General features: G+C 66.4%; 23 protein-coding genes. 7 read left to right on the top strand and 16 right to left on the bottom strand.

Annotated features, from left to right (window positions below; genetic code table 11):
* The first annotated feature begins 16 nt into the window (after positions 1 to 16).
* Positions 17 to 1,591 (top strand): MFS transporter, encoded by a 1,575-nt coding sequence (locus H289_RS0125565; protein WP_020103699.1) that lies wholly within the window; start codon positions 17 to 19, stop codon positions 1,589 to 1,591.
* A gap of 437 nt (positions 1,592 to 2,028) precedes the next feature.
* Positions 2,029 to 2,511 carry a polymorphic toxin-type HINT domain-containing protein gene (locus H289_RS33505; protein ID WP_196810087.1) on the top strand — a complete coding sequence of 161 codons (483 nt, stop codon included), beginning with the start codon at positions 2,029 to 2,031 and terminating at the stop codon, positions 2,509 to 2,511.
* A 20-nt stretch (positions 2,512 to 2,531) separates the two neighbouring features.
* Here the strand turns inward: H289_RS33505 and H289_RS33185 are convergent, their stop codons facing one another.
* The 5 genes from H289_RS33185 to H289_RS0125535 all read right to left on the bottom strand — a co-directional run bounded on the left by H289_RS33185 (position 2,532) and on the right by H289_RS0125535 (position 8,243).
* The gene (locus H289_RS33185; RefSeq protein ID WP_051634559.1) at positions 2,532 to 3,017 is read right to left on the bottom strand and encodes a lipoprotein LppJ family protein; all 486 of its coding nucleotides are present in this window, start codon (positions 3,015 to 3,017) and stop codon (positions 2,532 to 2,534) included.
* A gap of 17 nt (positions 3,018 to 3,034) precedes the next feature.
* Positions 3,035 to 4,237 (bottom strand): hypothetical protein, encoded by a 1,203-nt coding sequence (locus H289_RS33815; protein WP_231388125.1) that lies wholly within the window; start codon positions 4,235 to 4,237, stop codon positions 3,035 to 3,037.
* Positions 4,238 to 4,426: 189 nt separating this feature from the next.
* The gene (locus tag H289_RS33500; RefSeq protein WP_020103695.1) at positions 4,427 to 5,446 is read right to left on the bottom strand and encodes a bifunctional GrpB family protein/GNAT family N-acetyltransferase; all 1,020 of its coding nucleotides are present in this window, start codon (positions 5,444 to 5,446) and stop codon (positions 4,427 to 4,429) included.
* A gap of 72 nt (positions 5,447 to 5,518) precedes the next feature.
* A complete protein-coding gene (locus H289_RS0125540) occupies positions 5,519 to 7,468 on the bottom strand; it encodes a glycosyltransferase (protein WP_020103694.1) in 1,950 nt (649 codons plus the stop codon).
* 91 nt (positions 7,469 to 7,559) lie between these two features.
* Positions 7,560 to 8,243, bottom strand: a complete 684-nt coding sequence (locus H289_RS0125535) for a GAP family protein (RefSeq protein ID WP_029105738.1) — start codon at positions 8,241 to 8,243, stop codon at positions 7,560 to 7,562.
* Between the two features lie 403 nt (positions 8,244 to 8,646).
* Between H289_RS0125535 and H289_RS0125530 the strand changes: the two genes are divergently transcribed.
* Genes H289_RS0125530 through H289_RS0125520 form a run of 3 tightly spaced genes read left to right on the top strand, consistent with a single transcriptional unit; the run spans position 8,647 to position 10,132 of the window.
* Positions 8,647 to 8,973 (top strand): ArsR/SmtB family transcription factor, encoded by a 327-nt coding sequence (locus H289_RS0125530; RefSeq protein WP_020103692.1) that lies wholly within the window; start codon positions 8,647 to 8,649, stop codon positions 8,971 to 8,973.
* A complete protein-coding gene (locus tag H289_RS0125525; RefSeq protein WP_020103691.1) occupies positions 8,960 to 9,487 on the top strand; it encodes an SRPBCC family protein in 528 nt (175 codons plus the stop codon). Before H289_RS0125530 ends, H289_RS0125525 begins: the two co-directional genes overlap by 14 nt.
* A 9-nt stretch (positions 9,488 to 9,496) precedes the next feature.
* The gene (locus H289_RS0125520) at positions 9,497 to 10,132 is read left to right on the top strand and encodes a flavodoxin family protein (protein ID WP_020103690.1); all 636 of its coding nucleotides are present in this window, start codon (positions 9,497 to 9,499) and stop codon (positions 10,130 to 10,132) included.
* Here the strand turns inward: H289_RS0125520 and H289_RS0125515 are convergent.
* From H289_RS0125515 to H289_RS0125500, 4 genes are read right to left on the bottom strand one after another with little or no spacing between them, the layout of a single operon-like run.
* The gene (locus H289_RS0125515; RefSeq protein WP_020103689.1) at positions 10,116 to 11,492 is read right to left on the bottom strand and encodes an FAD-containing oxidoreductase; all 1,377 of its coding nucleotides are present in this window, start codon (positions 11,490 to 11,492) and stop codon (positions 10,116 to 10,118) included. The genes H289_RS0125520 and H289_RS0125515 overlap by 17 nt on opposite strands.
* Positions 11,479 to 11,982 (bottom strand): DUF4126 family protein, encoded by a 504-nt coding sequence (locus H289_RS0125510; RefSeq protein ID WP_020103688.1) that lies wholly within the window; start codon positions 11,980 to 11,982, stop codon positions 11,479 to 11,481. Before H289_RS0125510 ends, H289_RS0125515 begins: the two co-directional genes overlap by 14 nt.
* A gap of 52 nt (positions 11,983 to 12,034) precedes the next feature.
* Positions 12,035 to 12,880 carry an ATP phosphoribosyltransferase gene (gene hisG, locus H289_RS0125505; protein ID WP_029105737.1) on the bottom strand — a complete coding sequence of 282 codons (846 nt, stop codon included), beginning with the start codon at positions 12,878 to 12,880 and terminating at the stop codon, positions 12,035 to 12,037.
* Between the two features lie 17 nt (positions 12,881 to 12,897).
* Complete coding sequence (locus H289_RS0125500; protein ID WP_029105736.1) at positions 12,898 to 13,179, bottom strand: phosphoribosyl-ATP diphosphatase; 282 nt, start codon at positions 13,177 to 13,179, stop codon at positions 12,898 to 12,900.
* A 162-nt stretch (positions 13,180 to 13,341) separates the two neighbouring features.
* Between H289_RS0125500 and H289_RS31370 the strand changes: the two genes are divergently transcribed.
* Positions 13,342 to 14,745: an HNH endonuclease signature motif containing protein gene (locus tag H289_RS31370; protein ID WP_020103685.1), complete on the top strand. Its 1,404-nt coding sequence runs from the start codon at positions 13,342 to 13,344 to the stop codon at positions 14,743 to 14,745.
* A 129-nt stretch (positions 14,746 to 14,874) separates the two neighbouring features.
* Here H289_RS31370 and H289_RS0125490 read toward each other — a convergent pair whose 3' ends face one another.
* The 4 genes from H289_RS0125490 to metH all read right to left on the bottom strand — a co-directional run bounded on the left by H289_RS0125490 (position 14,875) and on the right by metH (position 22,034).
* Positions 14,875 to 15,879 (bottom strand): hypothetical protein, encoded by a 1,005-nt coding sequence (locus tag H289_RS0125490; RefSeq protein WP_020103684.1) that lies wholly within the window; start codon positions 15,877 to 15,879, stop codon positions 14,875 to 14,877.
* A 186-nt stretch (positions 15,880 to 16,065) separates the two neighbouring features.
* Positions 16,066 to 17,520, bottom strand: coding sequence for a sugar porter family MFS transporter (locus H289_RS0125485; protein WP_020103683.1), 1,455 nt, complete (start codon positions 17,518 to 17,520; stop codon positions 16,066 to 16,068).
* A 78-nt stretch (positions 17,521 to 17,598) separates the two neighbouring features.
* The gene (locus H289_RS0125480) at positions 17,599 to 18,264 is read right to left on the bottom strand and encodes an HAD family hydrolase (protein WP_020103682.1); all 666 of its coding nucleotides are present in this window, start codon (positions 18,262 to 18,264) and stop codon (positions 17,599 to 17,601) included.
* A 5-nt stretch (positions 18,265 to 18,269) separates the two neighbouring features.
* Positions 18,270 to 22,034 carry a methionine synthase gene (gene metH, locus H289_RS0125475; protein WP_020103681.1) on the bottom strand — a complete coding sequence of 1,255 codons (3,765 nt, stop codon included), beginning with the start codon at positions 22,032 to 22,034 and terminating at the stop codon, positions 18,270 to 18,272.
* Between the two features lie 265 nt (positions 22,035 to 22,299).
* On the opposite strand from metH, the gene H289_RS0125470 reads away from it, so the two are divergent.
* Positions 22,300 to 23,157: a PAC2 family protein gene (locus tag H289_RS0125470; protein ID WP_155899670.1), complete on the top strand. Its 858-nt coding sequence runs from the start codon at positions 22,300 to 22,302 to the stop codon at positions 23,155 to 23,157.
* A gap of 169 nt (positions 23,158 to 23,326) precedes the next feature.
* Here the strand turns inward: H289_RS0125470 and H289_RS0125465 are convergent, their stop codons facing one another.
* The 3 genes from H289_RS0125465 to mshC are packed head-to-tail and all read right to left on the bottom strand — an operon-like array spanning position 23,327 to position 26,896.
* A complete protein-coding gene (locus H289_RS0125465) occupies positions 23,327 to 24,754 on the bottom strand; it encodes a DUF1254 domain-containing protein (protein WP_020103679.1) in 1,428 nt (475 codons plus the stop codon).
* A complete protein-coding gene (locus H289_RS0125460; RefSeq protein WP_020103678.1) occupies positions 24,751 to 25,626 on the bottom strand; it encodes an SDR family oxidoreductase in 876 nt (291 codons plus the stop codon). The genes H289_RS0125465 and H289_RS0125460 overlap by 4 nt, the downstream gene beginning before the upstream one ends.
* 31 nt (positions 25,627 to 25,657) lie before the next feature.
* Positions 25,658 to 26,896 carry a cysteine--1-D-myo-inosityl 2-amino-2-deoxy-alpha-D-glucopyranoside ligase gene (mshC, locus tag H289_RS0125455; protein WP_020103677.1) on the bottom strand — a complete coding sequence of 413 codons (1,239 nt, stop codon included), beginning with the start codon at positions 26,894 to 26,896 and terminating at the stop codon, positions 25,658 to 25,660.
* Between the last annotated feature and the right edge of the window lie 11 nt (positions 26,897 to 26,907).

The raw sequence follows: 26,907 nt of genomic DNA, 5'->3' as shown, positions 1-26,907 counted from the left end.
TAGAGGGAAGGCGGCCATGACCATCGAACAATCACCAACTCGGCCCGCGCGCCGCAAGGCGGGCATTCTGGCCGCCGTCTACGTCGCCGTGCTCGCCATCAACATCGACGTGACGATCGTCAACGTCGCCCTACCCAGCATCGCGACCCAACTGCACGCCGATACCCGCGGCCTGCAGTGGGTCGTCGACGGCTACACCCTGACCTTCGCGGCGCTTGTGTTGGCAGCAGGCAGCCTGTCGGACCGCTATGGCCGCCGACCGGCGCTCCTCATCGGACTGCTCGGATTCGCCGTCACCAGCGGTATCGGCGCTGCGTCGACGAGCACGGAAGCCCTCGTCGCGGCGCGGTTCGGCATGGGCGTTTTCGCCGCGCTGATCTTCCCCACCACCCTGTCGATCATCACCAACACGTTCGACGACCGCCGCCAGCGCGCCGCGGCACTCGGCGGTTGGGGCGCCGTGGTCGGCGTCGGCGTCGCCGCCGGACCGGTCACCGGAGGCCTTCTGCTCGAACACTTTTCGTGGAGCAGCGTCTTCTGGGCACTCATCCCGTTGGCGCTACTGGCCGCGGTTCTCGGGTTCTTCCTGGTGCCGGAATCACGCGACCCGGGTGTGCCCCCGCTCGACATCCGGGGCCTTGTCACCTCGACCGCGCTCCTCGGAGTGCTCGTCTACACCATCATCGAAGCCCCCGCCCGGGGCTGGCACAGCCCCGCGACGCTGTCCGGATTTGTTGCTGCCGCAGCGCTGACCTTGGCCTTCGTGACGATCGAGCAGGCCGCTGAGCACCCCATGCTCGATGTCAGGTTGTTCACCGACCGCAGATTCAGCGCCGCCAGCGCATCGGTGGCCGTCACCTTCTTCGCGCTGTCCGGCTTCATCTTCCTCATCACGCAGTACTTCCAGGTGCTCCGCGGATTCAGCCCGTTCTCGACCGGCGCCCGCATCCTGCCCGTCGCGGGCTCCATCGCCATCGGCTCCATCGCCGGCGGGTTGCTCGCACCGCGAATCGGTACGCGCGTCGTCGTGGTCAGCGGGCTGGCATCCTTCGGCACCGCCATGGCCTGGATCGCCGGCAGCATCGACACCGCCACCCCCTATTGGGCCACCATCGTTGCGCAGATGGTGCTCATGGGTCTGGGCATCGGCCTGGTCTCCACTCCCGCAACCGAATCCATCATGCTCGTGCTGCCACCAGCCCGAGCTGGTATCGGATCCGCGGTCAACGACGCCACCCGTGAGCTGGGCGCCACGCTTGGCGTGGCCATCGTCGGCTCGCTCTTCTCCTCGATCTTCGGCGACCGTCTCGCCGACAGCGCGTTCGCGGTGACCGGGAAGGCCGAAGAGGCCGGCAACTCCGTGCCGACCGCGTTCGGGATCGCCACTGCGAACCCCGAACTCCTTGCCGCCGTGCAGCATTCGTTCCTCAGCGGCATCACGACGGCGTGCGGCGTCGTCGCGGCGCTGTGCTACATCGCGGCTGCCGCCGGTGTCTTCGCACTACCCGGTCGACGGTTTCAGCCTCCGGTCAGCGCGACGAGCACCTCGGATGAGTCGGAGCCACGCGCATCGGTTGCACAGCAGGCGTGACGTAGGACAACGACCCCGAAAAATCCGGGCGTTCGCGCCGGCGTTGCCGTTTGCTGTGCGCTAGATCACCGCCCCGCGCCATTCGGTTTCGGCGCCGGCTCCCGACTACACCTGCAGAACGTGTCCGACATTGGCGACGGATATCAGAACTCGTGTTTTCAGGGGGAATCGTCGTGACGAACTTCATGTCGGGTGACCGGTCATGGTGGAGTCGCAGTCGTTGGTGGCGGGTGCCGGTGGCTTTGATGGTCACCATCGTCCTGTCGATCTGCGGGATACTCTGGTTGGCCGGCATGGATCGTCCGAGCTCGGAGGAACACGCCGGCGCGCCGCGGGTCTCGGACGCACCGGCCACGCCCCTAGAGGCGCCAACAAGCCCACTGACACAGCGGGTTCCGTGCGCGGGTCAATCATTCAGCCCGGACACGCTGGTACTGATGGCCGATGGCAGCAAGCGCCCCATCGCGGAGCTCAAGGCCGGCGATCGCGTGTGGTCGGTCGACCCGGAAACCGGACACCGCAGCAGTGAGCTGGTGGAAGCGGTCCTGGTCGACCACGACACCGACCTGCTCGACCTCACGATCACCAACCCCGCCGATGTCGCTTCGGTGGTGCACACCACCGCCAAGCACCCCTTCTACAGCACGGGGCGGGCACAAAGCGCGTCGTCTGAGATCTCCGGGTTGGCAGCCACCACCGGCGCACCGAGTCGGCCGGCGGCCGAATGGGTCGATGCGAAAGACCTGCGTTCCGGCGATCGGTTGACCACCCCGTTCCATGACAGCGTTGCGCATGTCGCAGGCAGCACGCCGGTGTTCGGCGCGGCCGACATGTGGGATCTGACGGTCGCGAACACCCACGCCTTCTTCGTCGCTACCCTCACCGCAGCGGTCCTGGTCCATAACTGCCCGGCGCGGTAATCCGGCTGCCGCCGCGGACATCAACTGAGCTGGAGGTCCTCGACGTCGCCTATGGTGGCTTTGGTGGTGGTCGTGTCGCGGCATTCACCCAAGAGCTCGACCGATGCCAGGGCAACGCTGGCATCCGGCGGCGACAGCAGAGCGTTCACTGCACCCTTTTTCAACGCCGTTGAGTGGCTGATGAAGTCGCCGTCCGGAGACCATCCACCGCGCCGGAGGCGCTGGGTCATGTCGTCGAACTCCGCCACCGCAGCCTGCGGGTCAGCGGGCGGGCGATAGGAGATTCTGACGTCGCCGCGAAACGGCCCCTGGTTACCGTCGCTGCACGATGAATGCCAAAAGTGTGCCGATTCAATGGGTTTGGCGATGAGTCGGCTGACTTCTGTTGCAGCGTCGATGACTTGGCTCCTGGACTGCTGCGGTGTCATCGGATGGAGCACACCATTGGCGAGTGCATTCAGCGTGTCGCATCCCGCCAGTACCGTTGCCGCCGCGATTGGGATCACTACACACAGGGCACGGTTCACGGTGTCGAGCTCCGTCCGCGGTGCTCGTGACCGCTGGTCGGCGGCTCGCGAAGGTCGATCAGTCCGCCGTCGGCCCGGTATCCCTCGACGGGTCTCAGCACGTAGCCTTCGCCGATCACGTCGGTCCGGTAGAACCGCTCGAACATCTCGGCTGCCTCCTGTGCAGTGAATACTTCGTGGCGGCTGATCGTCTCGACGCTGCGCGGCAGCACGATGTCGACATCCAGCTTCGCTGTACCGGTATGGGGGTGGCCAACTACCGAACGCACCGACACCGCGCCGATCTCGGCCCCGCCGGGTTCGCAGTACTCGATCGTCATCGCGTCGGCACTGCCCGCGGCTTGCAGGTAGTGCGACGTGGAGAAGTCTGCCGGCACCCCAGCCGGTGGGCGGGCGCTGAGGACGATGGCCCACGGATCGGAGCTGTCCATGTCATGCACGTGATGGGCCATCATGCCGCGGTGGTGTTCCCGGCTCAGGTCGACGGACACGTTGCTGCGTTTGGTCTCGTACATCGCCGAGTAATCATGCGTGGGTTTCAGACTGACCTTGAAGTCGTAATACGCCTGCGGGCCTTTCGCCCACGCGGACAGGTACTTGAGTACGTCGACCGTCGAGGACATGCCACCGCTCTCCCCCGCGGCGATGGCTTGGTCCGCCATCTGTGCAGCCTCTTCGGCGCGGCCGGCGGCGATCAGCGCGGTGACCGTCCGGGTCAATGCCCGGTTCGGGGCAATGCCGTCGCCGCGCTGCTCGAGCGCCGACACGTAGTCGGCCGCAGTGGGGTACGCGGCGATGAATGCAGTTCTGGCGCGGTCGAATGCGTCAAGTACCGGGCTCCAGTTCGGCTCGTCGGTGGCCAACACATCTAGTGAGCCCTCTTCGATGCGCAGCGGCTGAACCCTGAACGCCCCGTTGACCCGGCGGTTGATCCGCATCTGCGGACCCATGACGACGTCGGGAAGGAAGGCGTCCCAGAGGATTTCGTCGACAGCCAGCGGCTTGATGTCGACAGTCCAGATGACGCGCAGCCTGTCTGGGTCTTTGTCCGGATGAAAAACCCGCGGATAACACAGTTCGGTGAGATAGATATCGTCGACCACGAACCCGGAACCACCGACGAACCTCATCCCCCGGGCGCGGCACGCCGGTCGGAGCGCGTCATTCCACGCCTGCTCCACCGATGAGCGTTTCGTCATGCGTCCCCCATGCCGCAGTACTTGTTGGCGCAACGCGCCGGATGCTTTCAGGCTACGAGCAACCAAAGGCCGCACCCGACACCAATTTCCACCGCCCGCTCGGCGATCACGTGGCGTACAGCGAGCGAGTGTCGAGGCCATGGCCGTGGCGTCAAACCCCTTGTCTCGTTTCTAAAGAATGTGGGCGGCTCAGCGCCAGTCTCGGTCATCGGCACGTGTGGCGCGGCCGAGTTCGGCGCGGTATCGCTCTACGCCCGGATACTTCTCACCGAGCGATGTCACCGTGAAGCCTGTGGCCCTGTAGAACTGGACTGCCTCACGGTCCGTCTCCGCGACAACTGGCAACTCAGGTGGCGCGGTTCGGCGCACCTTCACTAGTAACCGTCGGCCGATGCCCATACGACGAACGTGTGAGGCGACAGCGAGGTGCAAAAGCACCACCATGGCGCCGGCCACGACCTTGTAGCCCACCAGGCCCACCGTTTCGTTCCCCAGTGTCGCTGGGAAGAGCTTCGCGCCTGAGTCATTCCGATATTGCAGGACAGCCTCGGCAATGCGGGGCTGGCCGCCGCCGGTCGCAAGCGCAAGTAGCAGACGCACGGCGGCGTCATCGGCGGCGTTGCTGGGCGCCGCGAGTACTTTGATTTGGTCGCCCTTTGCCGCATCCCGGCTGGCGTTGGGTCGTGGCTGCATCTCGATGGCTACCTGCTTCAAGAGCTCGGTCACAAAGTCAGTTTTCGCCGAGGTGTACGCCTCACGATCTGTTCGATACTGCTGTGCCAGTTGCTCTTTGAGTGCTGCGTAGGCCTGCCGCGCTAGTGCGTCTGTCCGCAGCAGGTCACGGAACGCGGTCAGCTCCCGTAGGTGTGGGTCATCGTGTTGTATCAGGTAGAGGTGATGCGTTCGGGTATCCGTTCGCGGACGCAGAAGCCAGAGCCGCCATGCGCTGTTCGGATCGGACGGCCAATACAACCAGCCGGACCGTTCCAGCACGGGTATCGCGCGGCGTGCCTCGACCAACGATCTGATCGGTGCGGCGATGTCGACGATGGGCTTGGCTGCTAAGCCTGGCACTGCGGTCGATCCAACATGCTCGACTGGGCCATACAGCCAGGGCTGCAGAATGACCTCCAACTGGTCGCGCTGCGTAGCGAACCTGTCGGCCCATGCAGCGTTGTACTGCGTGACCTGAACTGGTGCATCCCCCATGAGCCCAGGCTATTCGCGAAGCGGGCTGTGTCTCGTTTCTAGTGAATGTGGACGACTCAGAACTTGTCTCAGCTACATAGGCTTGCTCGCCTCAAAAACCTGCTGCCAGGTGCTAGGGCTTGTGAGGCGCGGTCGGGCGTGGCGGTAGGTGCGGCGCATCCTTGGAAATAGGGTGCTGACACGGATGCTGAGCCCGACTGATTCGCGCAGCAGGGCGAACATTTTGGCCCGGTCGCGCTGACGGTAGACCACGCCGCGCCCGTCGGCGGTTGTCACGGTCACCCCGTCGACCTTGCAGAGGGTGAACCACCGCGCGTCCTGCGTCGCGACGTTGATCTGCGGACGCTGGTGATGGATGGGGTCGTGCGGCTTGAGCTGGTGCACGACACCACGGCTCAGCCGAGTGGCGATCGCCAGCGGGTTGGTCGGGATGTTGACCTTCCTGCGCCACTTCTTGTCCGACGGCGCGGGCAGCGCCGTCGCGCTCTCCAGCACCACCGCGTCCGGGTACTGTGCGCGCAACTTGCGGACGTCGGGTAACGCGGACTCCAGTAGCGAGAATATGTGGTCGGGCCCGGCCAGGAAGTCGCCCATCGCCCTGTTCTGGATGGCAACGGTCGAATACTCAAGGCAGATAAGGTGTTTGATCGTCGCCTTGAAGTGGCTGGCCACCAGGCCGCGAATGTTGCCGTCCCAGTGCATGGCCGCGACGACGAGTCGGTTGCGCAGGTGGAAATACGCCTGCCAGTCGATGGCGTCGTCCTTGTCACTCCAGGCCATGTGCCAGATCGCCGCACCGGGCAGCGTCACCGTCGGATAGCCGTGTTCCCCGGCGCGCAGCCCGTATTCGACGTCGTCCCACTTGATGAACAGCGGCAGCGGCTGACCCAACTCCTCGGCGACCTGGCTCGGGATCATGCACATCCACCAGCCGTTGAAGTCGACGTCGATACGACGGTGCAAGAGCCTGCTGCGGTACTCCTCCTCGTCGCTGAGCCGGTACTTGGCGAAGTTGTGGTCGTATTCGGTGTTGACCGCTCCCGACCACATGAAGTTCTCGGAGTCGACCATCTCACCCATCACGTGCAGGTGCGAGGGCTCCTGCAGGTTGAGCATCTGGCCGCCGACCAGCGTGGGCACCTTCGCGAACCGGTTGAATGCCAGCGCCCGCAGGATCGAGTCGGGTTCAACGCGGACGTCGTCGTCCATGAACAGGATCTGTTCGCAGTCGGTGTTCTTCAGAGCCTCGTACATGACCCGGCTGTAGCCGCCGGACCCGCCGAGGTTGGGCTGATTGTGAATGGACAGCCGATTGCCGAGCGCGGCCGCGGCGGCGTCGAACCCGGGATGATCCTTGGCCTTCTTGGTGCCCTGATCCGAGACGATGACGGCGCTGATCACCTCGTCGACCGCGGGGTCCGAGGTCAGTGCGGCGAGTGCGTTGACGGCGTCCGACGGCCGGTTGAACGTCGGGATGCCGACGGCGATGTTCGCCCTCCCAGGCGCGGCGATCGGCGCGTACCAGCCTGCGTGGTGCAGCGTGGACTTCGCGTCGGTGGTGATGTCGAACCAGATCCAGCCGCCGTCCTCGAACGGGGTCAGCTCGATCTCGACCTCGAGCACCGCGGGCTCACCCTCGGTCGCACTGTGGATCGGGGCGCCGCCGACCGTGATCCGGGCTCCGGTGGACTTGGAGCGGTAGACGTCGACGCGGGCACTGCCGGTCAACTCGACGCGCAGCACGACCGATTCCAAGATCGACCAGCGCCGCCAGTAGCTGGCAGGGAAGGCGTTGAAGTATGTCGCGAACGAGACCTCGGACTCGGCGCCGATCTCCAACGTCGTCCGGGTGGGCGCGTGGGCCCGCCGTGCGTTGGTCTCTGCTTCCTCGACATAGAGCTTGCGAACGTCGAGCGGCTCACCCGGCCGAGGAAGGATGATGCGGGCCAGTGGGCTGACCGCCCGTGACTGCCCGGCCTCCAACGCGCCCGACGAGCCATCTGCGAAAACCAGCTCAGACATATCCGCGATTAGACCACCACCAAACAACTCTCGTTCCTAGCGAAACGAGCATGGTCAGAATCTGCCTCGGCCCTGCATCTCAATTTTGGTGTCACCACCATCGATCGCGGTGAACAACGGCGTCGGCGAACAATGCCACTCCAACTACCAGAAATAAGAGGCGCACCCCGATCGGCCCGTATCGGGTGAGACTTCGCACCAACCAGCGCTGCGCCTGGTCGGCCCGTTTACTTCGGCTGGTGGATAGGCCGAGGAGCACCATGCACGGCAACATGGTGAGGACTGAGTACACGATCACGATTACTGGCCAGGTCGGCGGCCGCGGATGCAGGGCTGAGATCATTGCCAGGCCCGCCAAGTAGGGAACAGCAGTAGGAGCCTGGCCGAGACCGATTGCGGCGCCAAGGAATCCGAGCAACCACGGGCGCTGGCGCATCGCCGCCAGGGCCCAGCCTGGCGCAGTCGTTTGGGCAACCAGCGGGAAGAACGCCAGCAAGATCAGCACCAGCCCCAGCACCATCTCGCCCCAGTACCTCACTGGAGGAGTCAGATGGAAGCTGGTCAGATCGGTGAGTAATCCCAAGCCGAGCACGACGCACAGGCCGAAAGTGGTAGTTACCGCGAGGACCCCGGCAATGAAGCTCACTCCACCCGGGAGCGCAGACTGACGATTCAATCGACTGCCGTAGATCACTGCCGAGACGACGCCGATGTTCAGGACGTTGAGCGAGTCGAGGAACGCCAAACCCGCCAATGTCAGCAGCAGCGCCGTCATCGTCGCGTTTCCCCCGACACCCTTAGAGTGTCGGCAAGGGTGCACCGAAACGTTCGCGATGAACGTCTCATTCACCATACGGCGCCTGGCCGAAACGTAAGCAAACGATAAGACCGTGTCGGTCGCCGAGGGTTGCTTAGTGCGTCACCCGCGATGTCGGATCGATTGCACGAGGACGGGTTATCTCTTATCTAGAGACACGAGACAACAAGGCGCAACAGCTTGGGCGGACCCACGCGGTTGTGACATTGCTTGATATCTGGGGCAATTGGTGACATCGGTGGGACATCGATTTTGAGAATGTGACGTCACGTTTGAGAACGGACAGACAACCGAACCTCGCCGTTCAAGCCTCCGCCTATATCTACTTGCATCTATATAGACGTCTAGGCATACTGACTTCATGGACGTGTTCGAAGCGGTTGCCGAACCGAACCGGCGCGCACTGCTCGACGTACTCGCCGAGGGCGAACGCACCGCGGGCGAGCTGGTCGCCACCCTCCCCGGACTGACCCAGCCGACGGTCTCCCGTCACCTCCGGGTGCTCCGGGAAGTCGGACTGGTCGAGGTGCGGCCCGATGCCCAACGACGCATCTACGCGCTACGCGCCGACGGTCTGGTCGAGATGGACCAGTGGATCGATCGCTACCGCCGCTACTGGACCAACCATCTGGACGCCCTTGAGCGCCATCTGGATTCGACATTCGAGGAGGAACATGACAACCGATGAATTCGAGGGCGTCGTCACGGTCGACGGTGACCGCGCAACGCTCACATTCGAGCGGCGCCTGAAGCACCCCGTCGAGCGGGTGTGGGCCGCGATCACCGAGCCCGCGCATCGCGACATCTGGATGGGCAAGACCGTCATCGACGGACGTGAGGGCGGCTCGATCGAGACGGTCGCCTCCGGCCCGCCCGTGCCACCGGACATGAAGCGCATGACGGGCCGCATCCTGGTCTGGGATCCGCCACACGTGTTCGAACATGAATGGCACCAACAGATCGTCGAACCCGGCGTGGTCCGCTACGAACTCACCGCCGACGGCACCGGCACCCTGCTCCGCATGACCCATCGCGGCCTCGGTGTGCCCAACGCCAACGGATTCCGGCCTGGCACACAGGCTTTCCTCGACCGGCTGCAGGCGCTGCTCGACGGCACTCCCCTGCCCGGCTGGCTGGAGCGATACGCCGAGATCGCCGGGCACAGCCCGCTCGACGCCCCACCCGCAGGTCCCAACACCTAGGAGCACACGATGTCGGACAACACCTTTCACGACGCCCCATCGGTGGCTGTCGCCTACCAGTCCGGGTTCGGCCACACCGCGTTCCTCGCCGAGGCAGTCGCCGCCGGAGCCAGGTCGGCCGGCGCGGCCGTCACCCTGATCCGGTTGGGTGATCTCACCGAAGAGGATTGGCAAACACTGGACACCGCGGACGCGATCATCTTCGGCACTGCCACCTACATGGGCAACGTGTCGGCGGCATTCCAGACGTTCGCCGAGCAGACCGGCCGCCGGTGCCAGCAGGGCACATGGCGCGACAAGGTCGCCGCCGGATTCACCAACTCCGGGAGCAAGAGCGGCGACAAGCTCAATTCGCTTGTCTCGCTGGCGGTCTTCGCCGCCCAGCATCACATGCACTGGGTGAACCTGGGCCTGGGTCCGGGCTGGAATCACTCCACCGCAAGCGCGGACGAACTGAACCGGCTGGGCTTCTGGCTCGGCGCCGCAGCGGCAACCGACGTCGATGCGAACCCCGACCAGGTGCACCCGTCCGATGTCGCGACGTGCGAGCACTTGGGCCGGCGGGTCGCCGAGGTCACCCGGCAACTGGTCGCCGGACGTGTTGCAGCACAGGCTGTTACGGAGCCCGTTACTGCAGGGGCCTGAGCCCCTCGAGCATCGTGGGCACCAACTCGGCGACGGTCGGATGGATGTGCACGGTGTGCGTCATTGTGGTGTACGGGGCTTTGGCGGCCATCAGATCGAGGATGCAGTGCACCACCTCATCACCGCCGACGCCGAGAATGGACGCGCCGAGAATCTGGTTGGTCTCGGCGTCGACCACGACCTTCATGAAACCCTGTGTCTCCCCTTTTTCGACCGCGCGGCCGACGCGGGTCATCGGCCTCTTGCCCACCAACGCTTTTCGGCCCGACTCCCGAACCTGGGCCTCGGTCAGGCCGGCCCGCCCGAGCGGCGGATCGATGTACAGGGCGTAGGTGGGGATGCGGTCGCTGACGCGGCGGGGTTCGTTGTCGAGCAGGTTGGCGGCGACGATCTCGAAGTCGTTGTACGACGTATGGGTGAACGCGCCCTTGCCGTTACAGTCGCCCATGGCCCAGATGTGGTCGGCGGTCGTCCGGAGCTGATCGTCGACGGTGATGTATCCCCGCGAATCCGTCGCCACCCCGGCCTTTTCGAGACCCAGGTCGTCGGTGTTGGGCACCCGGCCGACCGCGACCAGCAGGTGCGAGCCCGATACGACGGCGCTGCCGGTGCTGACCGCCACCCCGTCACCGTCTTTGGCCACCCGAATGTCACTGGCGCCCAGATGAACTGTGATGCCCTCATGTTCGAGGATGTTCTTGATAGCGGCGCAGACGTCGTCGTCTTCGCGTGAGGCGAGCCGTGGTCCCCGCTCGACCACCGTGACCTCGGCGCCGAAGCGGCGGAACATCTGCGCGAACTCCAGACCGATGTAGCTGCCACCGATGATCACCAGATGCTCTGGCACCGTGTCGAGTTCGAGGATGCCGACGTTCGTGAGGTAGTCGACGTCGGACAGACCGGGGATGTCCGGGGCCGTCGCGCGTCCGCCGGTGTTGAGGAAGATCTGCTTGCCGGTGATCTGCTGGTCACCGACCTGGAGGGTGTGTGGGTCGAGAAAGCGTGCGTGGCCGCGCAGCAGCGTGCAGCCGTCCATGCCCTCCAGCCAGCTTTCGACGCCCTCACGGTCTGCGGTGACGATCCCGTCCTTGCGGCCCTTGACTTTTGCCATGTCGACGGTGACGTCGCCGGTGCCGATGCCGTATTCGGCACCGCGGCGGGCCAGGTGTGCTGCGTAGGCGCTGGCGACCAACGTCTTGGTCGGGATACAGCCGTAGTTCACGCACGTGCCGCCGACGAGCTTGCGTTCGATGACGGCGACAGTCCGGCCGGCCTCGGTGAGTCTGCCGGCCAGAGGCGGTCCCGCTTGTCCCGCGCCGACGATGATGGCGTCGAACGCGGTGGACTCAGACGACGACATACGGACCGATGGCACTCAGTGCGACGGCCGCAATCGCGAAGCCACCACCGACCGCAAGCACATCCTCGGCGAGCGCCACCGGCAGGTCGTGTCCGCCGTTGCGCGCCACCAGGATTCGGCGCGCATGAAAGCCAGCCAGCGTCCCGATGACCGCACCGATCATGCCGCCGCCCATCCCGATGAACGTGTGGTGCCACCCGGCGCCGATGACCGCACCGGCGAACGCACCGGTGAACAACCGGGCCCCGAACTGCGACGGCACCGTTCGCGCCGGCGTCTTGGGCAGCTGATCGGTGATCAACTCGACCACCAACAGGATCGTCAGCACCGTCACCGTGATCCAGTTGCCGACCCATTCGGCCCAGGTACCCACCAGCGGCAACCAGCCGAGCTTGGCACCCCAGGCCACCACGGCGGGTGGAGTCAGCGCCCGCAGGCCCGCGACCACACCAATGAGTAAGGCGAACAGCAGAACCAGCGCTTGCGTCACGTGACCCTCCGTCAGATTGCGGACCTCACGGCGACGCTAACACCGGCACGGGTCAGAAGCGACAGAACCGGATATCGGACGCCAAGATCGCCTTGGCCCCGATGGCCGCCAGCTCATCCATGATGGCGTTGACCTGGCGCCGCGGCACCAGAGCGCGCACCGCGACCCAGTCTGCGTCAGCCAGCGGCGCGATGGTCGGCGATTCAAGGCCCGGCGTGATGGCCGTCGCCTGCTCCAAAACGCTGCGCGGGCAGTCATAGTCGAGCATCAGGTACTGCTGCCCAAACACGACGCCCTGGATGCGGGCCGCGAGCTGGTCGCGAGCCGGGTCCGGCGCGACGTCGGCGCGCTCGATGAGAACTGCTTCCGAATCGCACAGCGATTCACCGAAGGCCACCAGGTTGTGCAGTGCGAGGGTCCGGCCGGATCCGACGACGTCGGCGATGGCGTCAGCGACACCGAGCTGGATCGAGATTTCCACCGCGCCGTCGAGGCGGATCACCGTGGCGTCAATCCCCTTGTCGGCCAAGTCTTTCCGCACCAAGTTGGGGTACGCGCTGGCGATGCGCTTGCCTGCCAGATCCGCGACGGTCCAGTCCCGACCCTTGGGTGCGGCATAACGGAATGTCGAGGATCCGAACCCCAGGGCCAACCGCTCGTTGACGGGTGCCATCGACTCGGCGGCCAGGTCACGGCCGGTGATGCCGAAGTCCAACTGCCCGGAGCCCACGTAGATCGCAATGTCCTTGGGGCGCAGGAAGAAGAACTCGACCTTGTTCACCGGGTCGACGACCGTCAGATCCTTGGGATCGGTACGGCGGCGGTATCCGGCTTCGGACAGGATGTGGGCGGCGGACTCGCTGAGCGCGCCCTTGTTCGGGACGGCAACGCGGAGCAGGCCGTTCGATGCGGCGGTCACAGCTTGCCGTAGACGTCGTCGAGGGTCAGGCCGCGCTTGATCATCAATACCTGCGTCCAGTACAGGAGCTGGCTGATCTCGCCGGCCAGCTCGTCGTCGCTCTCGTGCTCGGCGGCGATCCACACTTCGCCGGCCTCTTCGATGATCTTCTTGCCCAGATGATGCACGCCGGCGTCCAACGCCGCGACGGTGCCGCTGCCGGCCGGTCGGGTCTTCGCTCGCTCACTGAGCTCGGCGAATAGCGCATCGAAGGTCTTCACGGGCTGCAATTGTTTCACGCTGCGGGCGCGGGCCGTGCACGTGGCCACCTGGGGGCAGGCCGCGGGACTACAACCGCTCTCGAAAAAACTTTGGTCACTTTGATTCCGCTGGTCACAGTGGGTAACTAGCGTCACATCCCTGGCGGTTTCTTGTCGGCGCTTCGAACTAATGTTCGATGCATGGGATTGACCGATCCAGCCGCTGTCGAGGAGGCCTACGCCGCCTACGAAGCTGCGCACGCGCGGCTCGCGTCCCTGGACTACACCGGCCTGGACGTGCGGACATTGTTGGCGCTGCAGTCCCGCCGCGAAACCCTGAAGTGCGCCGCCGAAGCGGTCGACCATCAGATTCTGGCTGCGGCACAAACCCAGGCGACGGCCAAGGATATCGGGGCCAAGGATTGGCCTGAGGTGTTGCATGTGCGGCACCGCATCAGCCGGGAGGAGGCCCGCCGCCGGGTGCGGGACTGCGATCACCTGGGTCCGCGCTCGGCGATCACCGGGGAGGCGTTGGGCCCGGTGTGGGAGCTGGTCGCCGCCGCCCTGGCTGAGGGGGCGATCAATGCCGAGCACGTCGCGGTGATCACCTGGTTTTTCGGCAAGGTCCCGTTGTGGGCGGCCGACCCGGTCACCCTGGCCCAGTGCGAAACAGATCTGGTGGCCGACGCCAGGGTGAAAACCCCCGAAGACCTGCGCAAAGCCGCGGCGGATTTGTTGTACCGGCTCGATCAGGACGGGCCCGAACCCGACGACGATGAGCCCGACCCGAAACGGTCGTTCGTCATGGGCAAGCAGCGACCTGACGGCCGTACCGACGTCACCGCCGAACTGGATCCGGAAGGCCGGGCCTACTGGGACGTGCTGTTCGACAAGTACGCCGCCCCGGGCATGTGCAACCCCGCCGACCCGCACCCCTGCTTCTCGGGGACGCCGACGCAGGAGCAGATCGACAACGACACAAGAACTGTGGCGCAGCGGCAGTACGACGCCTTCAAATTCGTGGGCCGGATGATGCTGGCCTCGGGAACCTCCGGGGTGCACAACGGCTTCCCGGTCGCGGTGGTCGGCACCTGCACTGTCACCGAGCTGGAAAAACGTGCCGGGATGGCGCTCACGCACACCGGTACCAAGCTCCCGGTGAAAGACCTGATCCGGATGGCCGCCCAGGGCTCGGACAACTACCTGGCGGTGTTCGACGAGCACACCGGCCAACCCCTGTATCTGGGCCGAGCGGCCCGCACCGCCAGCACCGCGCAACGGTTGGCGTTGTTCGCCCGCGACCTGGGCTGCACCAAACCCAACTGCACCGCCCCCGCATCCCGCTCCCAGGCCCATCACGTCAACACCAACTGGCGCGATGACGGCCCCACCGACATCACCAACCTCACCCTGGCCTGCGGACCCGACAACCGCCTCGCCGACACCGGCGGCTGGACCACCACCATGAAGAACGGCCGCACCCACTGGACCCCACCACCACTCCTGGACGTCGGCCAACCCCGAACCAACCACTACCACCACCCCACGCTCTACCCGACAGAGAGCGGAGACGATGACGGTGAAACAAACAGGCCCGCAAGCTAATCGGGCACCCGCCACGGCATCCCATGCCGCGACGGCAGTGCCGCACGCGCCGCGGCGCTACGGGCCGAAAAAGAGCCGCCACGCCCGAGAGCCGCCTACGCCAACGCCAACGCCGAGACCCAACCGCTCCTAGGAGTTGCCCTTGTCACCGCGAACCGACCGGCTACCGTGGCCCGCCTTCGAGGAACGGGACGGCGCAGCCCCCGCTTTGCCGGCACCCTTGGGATTGCCCGCCTGCGATCCCGAACCCGGGCCGCCGGCATCGCGATCCTGGGACTGGCCGCCGGCAGCAGGCGTCAGGCCGAGGGACACCGACTGCCGCGCCGTCGACTTGAGCTGCCCCGCCACGTCGTCACCGGTCGTGTCCGCAGTCGCGACCGCGCCTTTCGGTGTGCGCGACGTCGGCAACGCCCGCCCTTTGTGGGTCGCCTTGGGAGATGGCGTCACCGGGTCGGAGACGGTCACGGTGGGCGCGACGGTGCCAGTCGACTCGGCTGCCGTCGGCGTGGGCGCCGCGAAGACCGGTGCCGGCACCGCCGCGAACGGCAGCAAGTTGAGTATCGGGGCAGCGATGGAGTTGAAAATTGTGAGCGGCACACCCACGACCAAGCCGTACAAGATGATGCCCAAGAACACGAAGGGGCCGAAGATCGCGGCCAACTGGGGCGTACTGACCAGCGGCTGGGCCAACGTCAGGAACGCCGTCGACAGCGCAGACACGATCGCCTGCTCGATAACGGCTACGGCGCCAGCGGGCTGCGGGGTGGGTAGCGCTGTTGACGTGGCTGCCAGAGACGTTGGTGCCGTGCCGGTCCCCGCCAGAGGCGTTGGCGCCGTGCCGGATCCGATCCTCGGCGTCGCTGCGGCCGCAGCACTGAGATTCGAGCCACCACCTACCACCACGTGCGCTGCGGCCGCCATCAAATCGGCGTGGGTGGCCGCGAATTGGTCCAGCGCGGCCCACTGCACCGCCATCGACGCCTTCGCGGCCGCTAGCCGGACGGCGCTGACGCTGACCGTGGAATCACGGCCGGGAGGGGCCGCGCCCACAAAGCCGATCACCACGATCGCGGCGGTGGCGACCGCGACAACGACGTTCAGACGAGCCACACAACGAGAACCGGCGTCGACCATGGCGCACCCCTTCCACGAAGGAGCGTCAGAACCACGGCAGCACCAACGCTCACCGCCGGTAATTATCTCGAACGTCAATACCGTGGGCATCAGCCATCTGGTGGAGATTCACGGGGTTCGAGGCCGGATTCAGCCCGTCAGGTCAGCCGAGTCAGCCACATCAGCTACCCGGCACACCCAACGACCTCACTTCGCCAGCAACTCGGCGTGCATATCTTCCAGCGCAACACCTTTGGTCTCGCGAACCCACTTGGCGACGAACACCAGCGACAGGAACGCGCACAGCGCGTAGAAGCCGTACGCGACGCCGAGCATGCTGCGCAGTTCGGGGAAGGTGACGGTGATGGCCCAGTTGGCGACCCACTGGCCGGCCGCAGCGAGACCCAGCGCGGCGGCCCGGATGCGGTTGGGGAACATCTCCCCCAGCAGCACCCACACCACCGGTCCCCAGGACATGCCGAACGCGACGACGAACAGGTTGGCGGCGACGAGGGCGACGGGCCCCTCGACGCCACTGAGCTGCGGCACCCCGTTCACCTGTGGGGCGGTGCCGAAGATGACCGCCATGGTGGCCAGCGTCAGCGTCATGCCGGCGGAGCCGATGAGCAAGAGCGGTTTGCGGCCGATCTTGTCGATCAGCATGATCGCGATGACCGTCGTCAGGATGTTCACCACCGACGTGATGACGGTGATCAGGAACGACGAGCTCTCGTCGAATCCGACGGCCTCCCACAGCACGTTCGAGTAGTAGAAGATCACGTTGATCCCGACGAACTGCTGGAACACCGACAGCGCCAGACCTACCCAGACGATGCCGTAGAGGCTCAGCGGTCCGCCGCCGGGCTTGCACATGTCGCGCCACGTGGGCTTCTCTTCGGATTCGAGCGTCTGCTGGATGCGACCGATGGTGATCTCGAGGTTCTTCTCCCCCAGCAACGTGGTGAGCACCTTGCGCGCTTCCGGAATGCGATGTGTGGCAACCAGATAACGCGGGGACTCGGGAATGGTGAAGGCCAGCAGTCCGTACACGGCGGCGGGGATGGCCATCAGGATGAACATCCAGCGCCAGGCCTCCTGGCCCAGCCACAGCATGTTGCTCGCGCCACCGGCCAGATGCGCCAGCAGCGCATCCACAGCCAACGACAGGAAGATGCCACTGACGATGGCCAGCTGCTGTAGGGACCCGAGCCGGCCACGGATGCTCGCCGGGGAGGTTTCAGCGATGTAGGCCGGCGCGATCACCGACGCGATACCGACGCCGAGACCCCCGACGACCCGGAACGCAACCAGCACCCAGATGTTCCACGCCAGCCCGGCCCCGATCGCGCTGATCAGAAACAGCAGCGCGGCCAGCTTCATCACCGAGAGCCGGCCGATCCGGTCGGCGAGCCGGCCGGCCGTCATGGCGCCGACGGCCGCACCGAGCAGCGCCGAGGCCACCGCGATCCCCAGAGACTGGTCGTCGATCGCAAAGTGCAACTGGATCGACTTCACCGCACCGTTGATGACGGCGCTGTCATAGCCGAACAGCAGACCACCGAGCGCGGCTACCGACGCTATGCGCACCGCACTGCGACCGGAGTCGAACTCCTCGCCATCGAAGATCGCTGTTGTGTCGTCACCGATCGGGCCATGGGACATCGGACGTCCTTTCGCAACGCTGCGTGGGGTGCGTCAACAATCGCACAGCAGGCCGCGCCGCAGGACCAGAACCAGCGGCTACGAACACATTTCGGTGTAGATGTCGCGGAGGTCGGAGACCCCGAGGCCGGCCAGCGACTCGATGTGCCGGCGGCGTGGTCCGTCGGGCACCTCGACATCGTTGGGCACGACGAGCACGACGCAGCCCGCGGCATCGGCGGACGTCGCACCGGTCACCGAATCCTCGATGGCCAGGCAGTCCTCCGCCGCAACCCCCAGCAGTTCGGCGGCCCGCAGGTACGGCGCCGGGTGCGGCTTACCGTCGGGCACCTCGTCGCCGCAGACCGTGACCGTGAAGTAGTGGCTACCAATGGTTTTCAGCGCCTGCTCGGTCAGTGTCCGCCGAGTGTTGGTCACCAGCGCAAGCGGAATGTCGCTGGCGGCCAACGTCTCCAGCAACTCCTGCGCACCCGGCCGCCAGGGCAGCCCCTGCTCGAACAGCTCACCGGTGTAGTCGTGCAACCAGTCCGCGGACTCGGCCATGGACTCCGGCGTCGGGTCCAGGCCGAGGTCGTCGTAGACGATCCGCATGACGTTCTCGGCCGAGCCGCCGACCGTCGTCTCCCGCACGGCGTCGGTCAGCACCCCGCCCTTTTCGGCGTAAAAGGCGTGCATCGCGACGTCCCACAGCTTTTCGGAGTCGACGAGCGTGCCGTCCATGTCGAACAGGACAGCTTTGAACATCTACCTCAGTCCTCCGGGTTGTAGCCGAGGTTGGGCGCGAGCCAGCGCTCGGCTTCCTTCAAGGTCCAGCCCTTGCGCCGCGCGTAATCGGCGACCTGGTCCTGGGCCAAGCGGCCGACCACGAAATACTGCGACTGCGGGTGCGAGAAGTACCAGCCGCTGACGGCGGCGCCGGGCCACATCGCCATCGACTCGGTCAGCTCGATGCCGGTCCGCTCGGTGACGTCCATCATGGAGAACAGCGTCGTCTTCTCGGTGTGCTCGGGGCAGGCCGGATAGCCCGGCGCCGGGCGGATGCCGACGTACTTCTCCCCGATGAGCGCCTCGTTGTCGAGCTGCTCGTCGGGCCGGTATCCCCAGAACTCCTCGCGCACGCGCTGGTGCATCCGCTCGGCGAACGCCTCGGCAAGGCGGTCGGCGACCGATTCCAGCAGGATGGCGCTGTAGTCGTCGAGCGCCGCTTTGAATTCGGAGATCTTGTCGGCGCTACCCAACCCGGCAGTGACCGCGAAGGCGCCGACGTAGTCGGCCAGACCCGTGTCTTTGGGCGCGATGAAGTCACCCAGCGACTTGTTCGGGATGCCGTCGCGGTGCTCGCCCTGCTGACGCAGGTTGTGCAGCGTGGTGAGCACCTCGGTGCGGGTTTCGTCGGTGTAGACCTCGATGTCGTCGCCGACGGCGTTGGCCGGGAAGAAACCGATCACGCCGTTGGCGCGCAGCCACTTCTCCTTGATCAGGGTGTCGAGCATCTCCTGGGCGTCGTCGTACAGCTTGCGGGCGGCCTCACCCGACGCCGGGTTGTTGAGGATGTCGGGGAACTTGCCCTTCATCTCCCAGGCGTTGAAGAACGGCTGCCAGTCGATGTACTCGCGGAGCTCGGCCAGGTCGTAGTCGAGGAACTCGCGAACGCCGACGCCCTGGGCCGGCACCGGCGGCGTGTAGCCGTCCCACTCGATCGGCGTGCGGTTGGCGCGCGCCTTCTCGAGCGTCAGCATCGGCCGCTCGTTCTTCTGCGAGTGCCGTTCGCGAAGGGCCGCGTAGTCCTTCTCGGTGGCCTCCATCAGGGCCGGACGCTGCTTGTCGTCGAGCAGCGCGGCCGCCACCGGCACCGACCGCGACGCGTCCTTGACCCAGACCACCGGGCCGCTGCGGCGCGGCGAAATCTTCACGGCCGTATGAGCGCGCGAGGTCGTCGCGCCACCGATCAGCAGCGGAATCTCCAGGCCTTCACGTTCCATCTCGACGGCGAAGTTCACCATCTCGTCGAGTGACGGCGTGATCAGGCCGGACAGCCCGATGATGTCGGCGTTGTGCTCCTTGGCGGCGTCCAGGATCTTCTGGGCCGGCACCATCACACCGAGGTCGATAACCTCGAAGTTGTTGCACTGCAGGACGACCCCGACGATGTTCTTGCCGATGTCGTGGACGTCGCCCTTCACGGTCGCCATCACGATGGTGCCGTTGGTGTCCTTGCTGTCAGCCGTCCCGTTCTCGGCCTTCTCCGCCTCGATGAACGGCAGCAGGTAGGCCACGGCCTTCTTCATCACGCGGGCCGATTTCACGACCTGGGGCAGGAACATCTTGCCCGCACCGAAGAGGTCACCGACGACGTTCATGCCGTCCATCAGCGGACCCTCGATCACCTCGATGGGCCGCCCGCCGGCGGCGGCGATCTCGGCGCGCAGCTCCTCGGTGTCGGCGTCGACGTGGGCGTCGATGCCCTTCACCAGGGCGTGCGTGATGCGCTCGCGGACCGGCAGGCTGCGCCACTGCGCCGCGACCGGATCCTCTTCCTTGCCCTTGGTGTTGAACCGCTCGGCGATCTCGAGCAGTCGCTCGGCCGCGTCCTCGCGCCGGTTCAGTACGACGTCCTCGATGCGGTCCCGCAGCTCGGGGTCGATCTCGTCGTACGGCACCAGCGCGCCGGCGTTGACGATGCCCATGTCCAGGCCCGCCTTGATGGCGTGGAACAGGAACACGGCGTGGATCGCCTCGCGGACCGGGTTGTTGCCGCGGAACGAGAACGACACGTTCGAGATGCCGCCCGAGATGTGGACGCCGGGCAGGTTCTCCTTGATCCAGGCGCACGCCTCGATGAAGTCGATGCCGTAGGTCGCGTGCTCCTCGATGCCGGTCGCCAGCGCGAAGCAGTTCGGGTCGAAGATGATGTCCTCGGCCGGGAAGCCGACCTCCTCGGTCAGAATCCGGTACGCGCGTCCACAAATCTCCTTGCGGCGCTCCAGGTTGTCGGCCTGCCCCTGCTCGTCGAAGGCCATTACGACGACGGCGGCGCCGTACTTACGGCACAGCCGCGCCTCCCGGATGAACTTCTCCTCGCCCTCCTTCAGGGAGATCGAGTTGACGATCGGCTTGCCCTGCACGTTCTTCAGGCCGGCTTCGATGACCTCGAACTTGGAGGAGTCGATCATCACCGGCACGCGGCTGATGTCGGGCTCGGCCGCGATCAACTTGGTGAAGCGGTCCATCGCGGCGACGCCGTCGATCATGCCCTCGTCCATGTTGATGTCGATGACCTGCGCACCGACCTCGACCTGCTGCAGCGCGACCGACAGCGCGGTGTCGTAGTCCTCGGCCTTGATCAGATTGCGGAACCTGGCCGAACCGGTGATGTTGGTGCGCTCACCGATATTCACGAACAGCGAGTCCTTGGTGATGTTGAGCGGCTCCAGCCCCGACAGGCGGGTGGCCACCGGGATCTCCGGCAACTCGCGAGGCGCCTTGCCCTCGACAACCTTGGCGATCTCGGCGATGTGCGGCGGCGCGGTGCCGCAGCAGCCGCCGACCAGGTTCACCAGACCGGCCTCGGCGAACTCCTCGATGTAGCCGGCCTGACGCTCCGGGGACTCGTCGTACTCGCCAAAGGCGTTGGGCAGACCCGCATTCGGGTAGCAGGAGACGAAGGTGTCCGCGATACGCGCCACCTCGGCGATGTACGGGCGCATCTCGGGCGCGCCGAGGGCGCAGTTGAGGCCGACCGCCAGCGGCTTGGCATGCCGGATCGCATTCCAGAACGCCTCGGTGACCTGACCGGACAGGGTGCGGCCGGACGCGTCGGTGATGGTGCCCGAGATGATCAACGGCCAACGGCGGCCGCGCTCCTCGAACAGCGTCTCGATGGCGAACACCGCGGCCTTGGCGTTCAGCGAGTCGAAGATCGTCTCGATGATGAGAATGTCGGCGCCGCCGTCGACGAGGCCGTTCGCCGCTTCGAGGTAGGCCGCGACCAGCTGGTCGTAGGAGACGTTGCGCGCGCCGGGGTCGTTGACGTCGGGCGAGATCGACGCGGTCCGCGTCGTCGGGCCCAGGGCGCCGGCGACGTAGCGCGGCTTCTCCGGGGTACTGAACTCGTCGGCGGCCTGACGGGCCAGGGCGGCGCCGGCGTAGTTCAGCTCGTAGGCGAACTCCTCCATGCCGTAGTCGGCGAGCGAGACCGCGTTCGCGTTGAACGTGTTGGTCTCGAGGATGTCGGCGCCCGCCTCGAGGTACTCGCGGTGGATGCCCTCGATGATCTGCGGCTGCGTCAGCGTGAGCAGGTCGTTGTTGCCGACCAGATCGCTCGGCCAGTCCTTGAACCGCTCGCCGCGGTAGCCGGCCTCATCGGGGCGGTCACGCTGGATCGCCGTGCCCATCGCGCCGTCGATGACCATGATCCGCTGACCCAGCGCAGCCGTGAGTTCGGCGGTGCAGTCCGGGCGGATGTTCGGCACGAAGGTTTTCACCGGGGCGGCAGTCACATGCGTTCCTTCCATTGCGGAAGGCGTCCTTAACTCTGCCGAGCGTGGCGGACACCGGAAAACCCGGATCCGTTGCAACGCCTCTCGACGCCAAAGAGTCTACGTCGTCAGCCGACAGACGTTCGGACGCCCACGTTGGACAGTCGTTTGTCCAGTGCAGTCACATCACCATGGTAGGTGGAGCCGCCAAACCGGTTTGCCGGCCCGACCCGCCCGGGGGTAGCACTCGCGGGTGCCGATAAGGGCTTACGCTGGCGTTGTGAGCCCGTCCGACCGGCCCTTGCCACAGGGACTTGACCTGCCCGAACTGCACGACGCCGTCGTCGTCGCGGCGTTCGAGGGGTGGAACGACGCCGGAGACGCCGCCAGTGACGCCCTCGAGCACCTCGATGCCATGTGGGAGGCGCGGACCATCGTCGACATCGACGATGAGAGCTACTACGACTACCAGGTGAATCGCCCCGTGATCCGCCAGGTCGACGGCGTCACGCGCGAGCTGGTGTGGCCGTCGATGAGCATCTCCCACTGCCGCCCGCCGGGTTCGGATCGTGATGTGGTGCTGATGCACGGCGTCGAACCGAACATGCGCTGGCGCACCTTCTGTGCCGAGCTGCTGGCGATCCTGGACAAGCTGAACGTGCAGACCGTCGTCATCCTCGGTGCGCTGCTCGCCGACACCCCGCACACCCGCCCGGTGCCGGTGTCCGGCGCGGCGTACTCGGCTGATTCGGCCAAGTTCTTCGGGCTCGAAGAGACCCGCTACGAGGGACCGACCGGCATCGCCGGGGTCTTCCAGGACGCCTGTGTGCAGGCCGGTATCCCGGCCGTCACGTTCTGGGCGGCGGTTCCCCACTACGTGTCGCAGCCGCCGTGTCCCAAGGCCACCGTCGCCCTGCTGCGTCGGGTCGAGGACGCCCTGGACGTCGAGGTGCCCCTCGGCGACCTGCCGGCGCAGGCCGAGGAGTGGGAGCAGTCGGTCACCGAGATGACGGCCGACGACGAGGAGATCGCCGAGTACGTGCAGTCCCTCGAGGAACGCGGCGACGCCGAGGTCGACATGAACGAAGCGCTCGGCAAGATCGACGGCGACGCGCTGGCCGCGGAGTTCGAGCGGTACCTGAAGCGCAGAGGGCGTTAGCCCGGTAACCGCGAGCGTGCGTGTCTGCGCCCGACACGCCGCTGGCCCGGTGCCGAACTCGCACCCTCGACGTCGCCGAGCGGCCCCGTTTTGTACGCGAACACCGGTGTGTCGCGTACAAACACGGCCGCTCGCGGGAGGTGTCCCTTAGGCCGGCTCGCGGGAATGACTAGGCGCGGACGGGCTTGGGGGCCTTCCAAGTGCCGTCGAGCGCTTCGGGTTTGGGCCAGTACAGCCGCATGGCGATGACGAACGGGCCGGTCGGGGCGGGCAGCCAGTTGGCTTCGCGGGCCGGTCCGGGCGACTTGTTCTGCACGTTCAGCGTGATGCCGCCGTCGGGGTCTTTGATCAGGGCGGGCAGCATCGCCGAGTTGATCAGGTAGCGGTTGATGGGGTTGGCCACCAACAGGCTCTGCGGCATCTCGTACATGGTCACCGACCAGAAGGCGTTGACCGGCGGCAGCTGCCCCGGGGCGAACCGCAGCGTGTAGTTGTTGGCGCCGGTCAGCGGCGCTCCAGCGCTGTCGTTCGACGCGCCCGGGTAGATCGCCTCGGCCGCCGTGTTGCCGTAGATGCCGAGCACCGCGCCGGCCATGCGGTACAGGTAGTTGCCCCTGAGATCAGTTGCGGTGCCGAACAATTGGGCCGACGTCACCTCGCCGGTGTCGAACTTGTCCTTCTTGAAGGTCTCGAAGGCCGCCCAGGCATCCGCCATTCCGTCCGTCACGGCCTTGCGGTTCTCGGGCGTCAGCTGGTCCGCGCGGAACGAGCCGTCGGGACCGATCCCGATGGCTGCGAAGCGCTGGCGCATGACCTCCTCTGCGGGCTGCGCCGGCGCGAACTTCATTGCGAAGTTGAGGATTTCGAAGAACTTCGGTGAGGTGCGCTCGTCCTGCGCCGACAGCGGGGCGACGAAGTCGACGGGCGGCGCCGGCGGTGCAGGCGGCTGCTTCAGGAACGCCGACAGCGGCGTCACCTGATAACCGGCCTGAATCTTCTTGACGTTCTCGATGTCCGTCGGTCCGAACAGCTGGGTGCGGTACAGGACGAAGGCCAGGTCGGTCGAGCTGCGGATGACCCGTTCGATGCCCGGCGGTGTCGCGCCGTGCCAATTCGGCCCCGCCAGAAGGTAATTGCCCGCGCCATTGCCGGTCGCGCGGCTGCCGACGTACGCGATGTTGTAGGTGTAGCCGTCGACGAACTGCAGCGAGTAGTAACGGCCCGGCTCGACCTCCGGCACGCTGAGTACCAGGGGCTCGGCCCGCAGATCGGCACCCAGGAACGAGTACGGGGTGTCCGAGTTTGGCGTCTGGATCGCTTTGTCCTCGGGGGTGAAGACGCGTGCGACGTTGTGGATCTGATTCCAGGCGCCCTTGTATTCGGGACCGGCCTTGTCGGCGAAGTACGAGTACTGGACCCGGTAGTTGTCGACCATCGGAAACCCGTACGTGTACGCGGATTTCGCGATGGCCCGCACCTGCTCCGGAGTGGGTGGCTGCGGGGTGGAGGGGCTCGACGAATCGTGGCCGGAACACCCGGTCGCCGCCAGCAGCAGTGCGACGAGACCCAACCGCGCCAGACCGACCCGCACCGTCATCCCTTGTCGAGCTGCTCGGTGTGCGCGCTGGACGAGCGGCCCAGGGCGACCACCTCGGCGTCCATGCGGGGCAGCAGATCCGGCACGAACTTGGCCACCGGCACCTCACCGATGCGCGTCGCCAGCAGCGGCCGCAGCCAGCGCAGCGCGCCGACCCAGCCGGGGCAGTTCACGCGCGTCTTGCGCCCCTCGATACCGGCGACGAAGGCCTCGCCGCACTTGTCGACCGACGTGGTCTTGCTGATGGGCCACGGCAGCTTCGTCAGCATCTCGGCGAACGTCGACAGGTCGGACTTGGTGTCGCGGACCATGGCGGTGTCGATCCAGGACATGTGCGCCGAGCCGACGTCGACACCGCGGTAGCCGACCTCCAGGCGCAGCGCGTTGGCGAAATGCTCGACGGCGGCCTTGGAAGCGTTGTAGGGCGCCAGGCCCGGTGCCGCGGTGTACGCGGCCAGCGACGACACGATCAGGACGTAGCCGCGGCGGTCGATGACCGACGGCAGCGTGGCGCGCACGGTGTGGAACACCCCGAGGACGTTGATGTCGAGCAGCCGCTTGAAGGCCTCGGGATCGACCTGCAGCACCGAGCCGTAGGTCGCGATACCGGCGTTCGCCATCACCACGTCGATGCCACCGAAGCAATCTACGGCCGCATCGGCCGCGGCCTGCATGGACGACAGGTCGCGGACGTCGGCGACCACCGTCAGGACGTCGTCACCGAGCGTCGCGGCGGTGGCGTCCAGCGCCGCCGCGTCGACGTCGGTCAGCACCAGCTTGGCGCCCTTGCGGTGCAACCGGCGGGCCACCTCGGCCCCGACCCCCGCAGCACCACCGGTGATGAAGACGACTTTTCCGTACACAGAACCCATGGTGGCAAAAAGTACTCTCACGCCGAAGTGACTAGAGGGTCACCCCGAGCAGCGCGTCGACGGCCGAGGCCACCAACCGCGGCGACGCGGGGTCGTGACCCCCGTACTCGAGCGCGTCGGTCGACCAGCCATCAAGGGCGGCAAGGACTTTCGGGGTGTCGAGATCGTCGGCCAGGTACCGGCGGACCCGGGCGAGGAGATCGGTGGCATCGGGTCCGGCGGGCAGCGCGGTGGCCGCGCGCCAGCGCTGCAACCGCACCTGAGCGGTGCTGAGAACCTCGGGGCTCCAGAAGCGGTCGGCGCGGTAGTGCCCGGCCATCAGACCCAGTCGAATGGCGCCCGGGTCGACACCCTCGGCCCGCAGCTGCGACACCAGCACCAGGTTGCCGCGACTCTTGCTCATCTTGTGGCCGTCCCAGCCGATCATCCCGCCGTGCACGTAGTGGCGGGCGAAACGCCGCTCCCCCGTTACCGATTCGGCGTGTGCGGCCGAGAACTCATGGTGCGGGAAAGTGAGGTCGCTGCCGCCGCCCTGGATGTCGAGACCGGGGCCGATGCGGTTCAGCGCGATGGCGGCGCACTCGATGTGCCAGCCCGGGCGGCCCGCGCCGAACGGCGACGGCCAGCTCGGCTCGCCCGGCCGCTGCACCCGCCACAGCAGGGCGTCCAACGGACTGGCCTTGCCGGCACGGTCGGGATCGCCGCCGCGCTCGCCGAACAACGTCAGCATGGTGTCGCGGTCGTAACCGGACTCGTAGCCGAACTGGGCGGTGGCGTCGGCCCGGAAGTAGACGTCGGGGTATTCGGAGTCGTCGATCACGTACGCCGCGCCCGAGGCCAGCAGCTTCTCGACGAGCTCGACGACCTCGGCGATCGACTCGACAGCGCCGACGTAGTCGTGCGGCGGCAGCACCCGCAGCGCCGTCATGTCCTGGCGGAAGAGCTCGGTCTCACGGTCGCCGAGGGCGCGCCAGTCGATGCCGTCACGCGCGGCCCGCTCGAACAGCGGATCGTCGACGTCGGTGACGTTCTCCACGAACTGGACGTCGTGGCCGGCGTCGAGCCAGTACCGGTGCACCAGGTCGAAGGTCAGGTAGGTGGCGGCGTGGCCGAGGTGCGTGGCGTCGTACGGCGTGATGCCACAGACGTACATGGTGGCCTTCGGACCGGCCGAGACCGGCCGGACCTGACGGTCAGCGGTGTCATAGAGCCGGAGTTCGGGGCCGCGGCCCGGCAGGTTCGGGACACTGGGCGCCAGCCACGATCGCATGACGTCGACTT

The organism is Mycobacterium sp. 360MFTsu5.1 (assembly GCF_000383495.1).
Classification (GTDB): domain Bacteria; phylum Actinomycetota; class Actinomycetes; order Mycobacteriales; family Mycobacteriaceae; genus Mycobacterium; species Mycobacterium mucogenicum_B.
The sequence above is the reverse complement of the archived record's forward strand: the minus strand, read 5'-3'. Positions and strand labels throughout refer to the sequence as shown.

Bases quoted from the DNA above. Each gene is read 5' to 3' on its own strand.
- H289_RS0125565 (WP_020103699.1), top strand. From the start codon at position 17: ATGACCATCGAACAATCACCAACTCGGCCCGCGCGCCGCAAGGCGGGC.
- H289_RS33505 (WP_196810087.1), top strand. From the start codon at position 2,029: ATGGCCGATGGCAGCAAGCGCCCCATCGCGGAGCTCAAGGCCGGCGAT.
- H289_RS33815 (WP_231388125.1), bottom strand. From the start codon at position 4,237: ATGACGAAACGCTCATCGGTGGAGCAGGCGTGGAATGACGCGCTCCGA.
- H289_RS33500 (WP_020103695.1), bottom strand. From the start codon at position 5,446: ATGGGGGATGCACCAGTTCAGGTCACGCAGTACAACGCTGCATGGGCC.
- H289_RS0125540 (WP_020103694.1), bottom strand. From the start codon at position 7,468: ATGTCTGAGCTGGTTTTCGCAGATGGCTCGTCGGGCGCGTTGGAGGCC.
- H289_RS0125535 (WP_029105738.1), bottom strand. From the start codon at position 8,243: ATGACGGCGCTGCTGCTGACATTGGCGGGTTTGGCGTTCCTCGACTCG.
- H289_RS0125530 (WP_020103692.1), top strand. From the start codon at position 8,647: ATGGACGTGTTCGAAGCGGTTGCCGAACCGAACCGGCGCGCACTGCTC.
- H289_RS0125525 (WP_020103691.1), top strand. From the start codon at position 8,960: ATGACAACCGATGAATTCGAGGGCGTCGTCACGGTCGACGGTGACCGC.
- H289_RS0125520 (WP_020103690.1), top strand. From the start codon at position 9,497: ATGTCGGACAACACCTTTCACGACGCCCCATCGGTGGCTGTCGCCTAC.
- H289_RS0125515 (WP_020103689.1), bottom strand. From the start codon at position 11,492: ATGTCGTCGTCTGAGTCCACCGCGTTCGACGCCATCATCGTCGGCGCG.
- H289_RS31370 (WP_020103685.1), top strand. From the start codon at position 13,342: ATGGGATTGACCGATCCAGCCGCTGTCGAGGAGGCCTACGCCGCCTAC.
- H289_RS0125490 (WP_020103684.1), bottom strand. From the start codon at position 15,879: ATGGTCGACGCCGGTTCTCGTTGTGTGGCTCGTCTGAACGTCGTTGTC.
- H289_RS0125485 (WP_020103683.1), bottom strand. From the start codon at position 17,520: ATGTCCCATGGCCCGATCGGTGACGACACAACAGCGATCTTCGATGGC.
- H289_RS0125480 (WP_020103682.1), bottom strand. From the start codon at position 18,264: ATGTTCAAAGCTGTCCTGTTCGACATGGACGGCACGCTCGTCGACTCC.
- metH (WP_020103681.1), bottom strand. From the start codon at position 22,034: ATGGAAGGAACGCATGTGACTGCCGCCCCGGTGAAAACCTTCGTGCCG.
- H289_RS0125465 (WP_020103679.1), bottom strand. From the start codon at position 24,754: ATGACGGTGCGGGTCGGTCTGGCGCGGTTGGGTCTCGTCGCACTGCTG.
- H289_RS0125460 (WP_020103678.1), bottom strand. From the start codon at position 25,626: ATGGGTTCTGTGTACGGAAAAGTCGTCTTCATCACCGGTGGTGCTGCG.
- mshC (WP_020103677.1), bottom strand. From the start codon at position 26,896: ATGCGATCGTGGCTGGCGCCCAGTGTCCCGAACCTGCCGGGCCGCGGC.